Source organism: Kitasatospora sp. NPDC059160, assembly GCF_042755465.1.
Lineage (GTDB): Bacteria > Actinomycetota > Actinomycetes > Streptomycetales > Streptomycetaceae > Kitasatospora.
The window spans coordinates 1-5,772 of record NZ_JBHZCN010000212.1 but is presented as its reverse complement, the minus strand read 5'-3'; the positions used below and the strand labels follow the sequence as shown (position 1 = coordinate 5,772).

General features: G+C 72.3%; 1 protein-coding gene and 1 pseudogene. Both read left to right on the top strand.

Annotation, left to right across the window (positions count from 1 at the left end; all coding sequences use genetic code 11):
• The first annotated feature begins 261 nt into the window (after positions 1–261).
• A complete protein-coding gene (locus tag ACFXOZ_RS41890) occupies positions 262–5,460 on the top strand; it encodes a sacsin N-terminal ATP-binding-like domain-containing protein (RefSeq protein ID WP_380595304.1) in 5,199 nt (1,732 codons plus the stop codon).
• A 23-nt stretch (positions 5,461–5,483) separates the two neighbouring features.
• Positions 5,484–5,705: pseudogene (locus ACFXOZ_RS41885) on the top strand (hypothetical protein); the annotation flags it as partial.
• Between the last annotated feature and the right edge of the window lie 67 nt (positions 5,706–5,772).

Here is a 5,772-nt window from a genome sequence, read left to right as displayed (position 1 = left end):
GGCCCCATTCGTCGTTCGTCAGATCACCCCGCCCCATGCCGGGCACAACGAGCCCGGCATGGAGAAGTCACATGATCCGCCGGACAGAACCTAGTAGCGTGGCCGCGGATGACTTCGTACGGCGAGTGGAGGCGGCGGTTGAAGGTCTCTGGGGCGGCGGGTTCCCGTCGGCGGCAGGTGTGGGCGCAGTCCGTGAAGAAGGCGCGGACATGCCTGAGGAACCTGGCGGAGGGCGACACGGACTCGCGCGATCTGAAGGCGGTGATCGAGCAGGTACTGGCCACCGAGTACAAGGGGCGAGTGATCGTCGAACTGCTGCAGAACGCCCACGATGCACACCCGGCCAAGGCGGGCGACGGGCGGGTGGAGATCCTGCTCGACGAGACCGAGGGCGAGCACGGGGTCCTCTACGTGGCCAACGGCGGCCGTGAGCTGACGCCGAAGCGCTTCGACGCGCTGCGCCGGGTCGCGGCGTCCAGCAAGCGGCCGGACGAGGGCATCGGACACAAGGGGGTGGGCTTCAAGAGCGTCCGTCAGCTGACCGAGGCCCCGGAGGTCTACAGCGTCTCCCGCCCGGGCGCCAAGACCTTCGACGGCTACTGCTTCCGTTTCGCCCGGTCGTCGGACTTCGACCGGCTGGCGGCCGAAGCGGCCCCGGACGACCCCGGCGCGGCCGACAAACTGCGCGAGAACCTCTCTGCGCTGCTGCTCCCGGTGCCCGTCGACGAGGTCCCGGAGCCGGTGCGGCAGTTCTGCCGTCGCGGGATCGTCACCGTCGTCCGGCTGCCCCTCAAGGATGCGGAGGCCCGTGCCTCGGCTGTCCAACAGTTGCGCGAACTCACTGACGACAGCGCGCCCTTCGAGCTCTTCCTCGACCGGCTGGCCATGGTCGTGGTGTCCCACACCCAGGCCGGCGCCGCCCCGAAGCGCGTCGTCTTCGGGCGGCGGGTGATCACGTTGTACAGGTCCCGCGACCTCAGGATCGAGGAGGTGGCGCTGCGCCGCGGGCGCCGGAAGCTGGACCTGGTCCTGGTCCGCAGCCGGGTGCCGGAGGAGCGCCTCCTCCCCGCCATCGCGGCCAGCAGCGACATGGGCAAGCCCTGGGACAAGTGGCGCGGGTCCGCCGAGGTGGCGGTGGCCGTCCCGGCGGGCGAACCGCTGAGGGGCGGCCGGCTCTACACCTTCCTGCCGATGGGTGCCACGACCGCGTGCCCGGTCGACGGGTACGTCAACGCGCCGTTCTTCTCACATGTCAGCCGCCGCACGCTCGTCCTCGAGACGCCGTGGAACCAGTTGCTGCTCGACGAGGTGGCCACGGCCTGCGCCCGGGCTGCCGTGCTGGTCGACGAGGGGCGGGTGCGGCTGCCGGGCGAGGCCGCGATCGACCTGGTCTGCCGGAACGGCGCCGAACTGGAGCGGCTGCAGGAGGCGTTCCGGAAGCTGGACCGCAAGCTCAACGAGGTGGCCTTCATCCCGAGGGTCCACCCGGAGGGCTCACGCACCTCGCTCGACCGCGGCACATTCGTCGAGCGGCCCGAGGGCGTCGAGGTCTTCACCCCGCAGGCCGTCGGTGCGACCGGCGAGGCGGAGATTATCGACCCCGCCCTGCACCCGCTGCGCGCCGAACGGCTCCGGAGGATGGCCCGTCTTCTCCACGTGCGCCTGGAGCCCTGGACCTTCCAACTCGCCCAGTGGGCCGAGGCCGTGGCCCAACAGCTGGCCGAGACCACCGGCGCAGCGGACACCGGCCACGAGCGCTGGGCCGACTTCTACCACGACCTGGCGCTGTCGTTCCCCGACGCCGCCCCGCTGCGGGGCAAGCGGATCGTCCTCGACACGGGCGGCCGGCTCGTCCCCGCCGGTGGTGAGCACGTCTTCTTCCCCGGCACAAGCGACATCCTGCTCCAGCCCGACGCGCTGCCCGCCCGCGTGCGCGAGCACCTCTCCTTCGTCCATGACGCGATCCCGTGGTCGGAAGGCCGAGGCAAGGCCCGGAGCCGCCGCGCCGCCGGTCGACGGTGGCTCGAACAGCAGGGGCTCGTGCAGACGTACACCCCGGCGGCGCTGCTGCCCGCCCTGACCGCGGTGATGGGGCAGGACGGGCAGGACGACGAGACCCGGTGGCAGTGCCTGCACCTCGCCTGCCGCCTGTGGATCGCTCAGGGCCCGCGCGCCGCCCGCATCAAGGGCCTGCTCGTCCCCACCAGGCGAGGCTGGTCGCCCACCGGGAGCGCGATGTTCGGCCCGGGCTGGACGGGAGCGGCCTCGGCCGCCGACGACACCCTCGTCCGCTTCCTGGACCTGACCCGGACCCTGGACCGCTCCCTCCGGCAGGCCCACGGCGCACTCCTGAGGCCGGCCGCCGAGGTTTGCGAGGGCAGCGGCACCGACCCGGCGGTGTTCCAGCGCTTCCTGGAACGCCAGGACGTGCGCCACGGCCTGCGGCCGACCTATCTCCCCGTCACGGACTCGGTGAAGGGGAGCCAGCTCAACCACCCGTGGTCCTTCGACGCCTACCGGTCTCTCCACCGTACGGCCGAGGCGCGCCGGCAGTGGGTGGCCACGGCCCAGACCTGGCCGAACAGGCACGGCGACCTCTACGCGACCGTCGCCTACCAGCCTCAGAACCGTCAGCTGGCCAAGCTCCCGGGCCAGGACGCCTACGCCGACTTCTCGGACGAGGCCCGCCGGCTCTACGCCGAACTGATCGTCCACGGCCTGGGCACATGGCAGGACAGCGCTTTGGAGACCCGGTTTGTGCGTGGCAGAGACGGTTCCGGGACTGCCTGGCCGACCCCGCTCGCCGCCTTCCTCCGCCATGCGCCGTGGATTCCGCAGACCCTGGACCACCAGGGCCGGAGCACCTTCGCCCCGATCTCGGCCGCGTGGTGGTGGAGTGAGAGCGAGCAGCCGCCCGCCTACCTCTCCGTTGTGTCCGCGGGGCTTCGGCAGATGGCGACCGGCAAAACGCTAGAACGGCTCGACCTGCTGGGCGTACGCCACTGGTCTGACCCCCGCACCGCCCTCGACCGGCTCCGCCACCTACCCCAACTGCTCTTCGAAGCACCTAAGTTGCGCCACGGGGTGCACGCCAACGCGATCCGCCGCGCCTACGAGCGGGCCTGGTCGCAGCTGCTGCCGCCCCACCAGGGCCAGGACAGCTCGCGGGCCGACCTCGAAGCCCTCCTGGTCTCCCGGACCGGCGCCCTGGAGGTCCTCCCAGCCGCCCCCGAAGGCGAGACCGCCGAGCCGGTGCACCTGCCGGACCCGGGCAGCGGCCAGCAGCGCAGGCTGCTCGACCAGATCCCCGTCCCGGTGCTGCCACTGGATGACCGGGCCCTGGGCAGCCGGGTACACGACTACCTCGCGGACCACGACGGCTTCGAACCCCGCCCATGCAGCGAGGCCGCGGTCCAGGTAGTCGCGGACCAGCTGCCCGCGCCGCAGGCGCCGAGCACGCCCCTGCTGGAGTTCGCCGGCCCCTGGCTGCGCGCCCTGGTGGCCGCGGTAGTGGAGTACGACGAGGACCGCGCCGTGCGTCCGGAGACGGTCACGGTCGCCCGGCTCACCGGGCGCCTGCGAGCCTGCTCCCTGGTGCTCGCCACCGAGGCCGTCACCCATGTCGCCGGACACACGCTGGCCGCCACCGACCGCTCGGTGCTTCACGACGACCCCGAGCGCCCCTGCCTGGTCGTCGTCCAGGCACCGCCGCGAGCGCACTGGCCCGTCCTCCAGACGGCCGCGCCGGGCATCGCCGAGCTAGTCGGCGCTCCCTACCTCGCGACGGAACTCGAGCTCGCCCTGCTAAAGCTGGGGCAGCGGATGCAGGGCCGGGGAACCGCCGAGGTAACGGAGAACGACCTGGCCGCCGCGCTCGACCTGCCGCTCCACCGGCTGGAAGCGGTGCTCTCCGACCGCGCCTCCGCCCGCTCGGGCAGCGCCCGGCTGGTGCCCGTCCTCGCCTGCGAGGACGTCGAGCTGGCGGAACAGCTGCAACAGCTCCAGGAGACCTTCAACAGCCTTGAGGAACTGCGAGATTGGCTGGCGGGGAAGCTCGGCGCCGACCGTGCCGAGCTGCTGCTCTCCCTTCCGGATGACGACTGGCAGCGGCTGCTGCTGCGGCTCAGCGTGCCGCTGGAGCGGGCCAACCGCGCGTGGGAGACCCTCGGGCTGGCCCCGATCGACAACTCCGCCCTGCACACCCGCCAGTTCGAGACCTGGCTGCAGGGCAACCGCTCGCGGCTGGTGGACCGGGTGCGCGACGCGTTCGCCGCCCCCCACCGCGCCGGGCGCGAGCTGGGGGAGTACGTGCGGCTGCGCGAACTGCCGGGGCTCGGCCCCGATCCGGCGTGGCACCGGACACTCTGGGAGCTCCCCGCCCAGCTGATGGCCGACCACGCGGACCGGTGGCTGGTCGAGCACCTGCCCCCGGCAGGCAAGGGCTCGGGGGTGCTGCTGCCGGTGAGCGAGGTGCGGGACCTGTGCGTGGGCGTCGTGCACGCCCGGCTGCCGGAACTGCGCACCCTGATCGAGCGCTGGCTCACCCGGCAGGGGGGTGGCACGGAGTCCACCTGCCCCGGGGCAGCCCAGGTGGCCCGGGAGATGGAGGCGGAGGGGCTCCTCGACTTCGCGCCGCTGACCCGCAAGGCGCTGATCGCCTGGCTGCACTCGCGCGGCCACTGGCCGGAGGGGATGCCGGCCACGACGAGCCTCGGCGACCTCGGCCTGGAGGGCGAAGCGGCGGGCCGACAGCCGTCGGAGCCGCGTGAAGGGAAGGGAACGGCACCCTCGGGACGGGCCCAGGCGCCGACGCTGGAGTTCAACGGTGAGCACCTGCCCATAGGGAGCGACGACCTGCGCGAATTCGCACGCCGAGTGGTGGCCGACCTTACCGAGGCGCAGCTGGCGACACCGGTCGACGTGGTGACCCCCGAGGCGCCCGGCCCCGCGGCCGCCCTCCCGCGCCAGCGCGGATCCGGCGGCTCAGGGAACGGCACGGGCGGTGCGCGGGAGTCCGGTAGCGGCGAGAAGCCCGTCGCGGTCGGCCTCGCCGGCGAGGTGGCGGTCGGCGCCTGGCTGGAACGGCACTTCGGGGTGCCGCCCGAGGAGTCGTGGAAGTCGGAGATGCGCCGCCACGTCCTCGCCGACGGGCTGGGCGACGACAGCCTCGGCTACGACTTCCTGATCCGGGACGGCGAGCGCACGCTGCTCTTCGAGGTCAAGTCGTCCACCGGCGCGGACGGCGACATCCACCTCGGGGACACCGAGACGCGGGCCGCACGGGCGAGCCAGCTGCAGCCCGACGTGGAGTACCGGATCGTCTACGTCTCCCACACCAACGACCACGAGCGCCGGAGGATCACCCCGCTACCCAACCCGTTCAGCGAGTCCGGCCTGACTAGCTATCAGATCGTCAGCACCGCGATGCGGCTGCGCTTCGTCCTGCCACAGGAGGAGTGACGGTGCTGCGCCGACGTTCGGTCCTGGTCATGCCGCACTGTCGGTCACGCGGAGGTGAGCTCGCCGACCGGCAGGCCGAGCACAGGCCTGAGCACAAGCAGGTCCGCGCCCGCGTCGAGCACGTCTTCGTCCGAGTGAAGACCTGGACGATCCTTCGCGACTGCCGTCGCAAGGGCGACGGCGCCCGGCTTTTACAAGACGAGTCGTTTCCCGGAGTGCTAGGTTCTGTCCGGCGGATCATGTGACTTCTCCATGCCGGGCTCGTTGTGCCCGGCATGGGGCGGGGTGATCTGACGAACGACGAATGGGGCC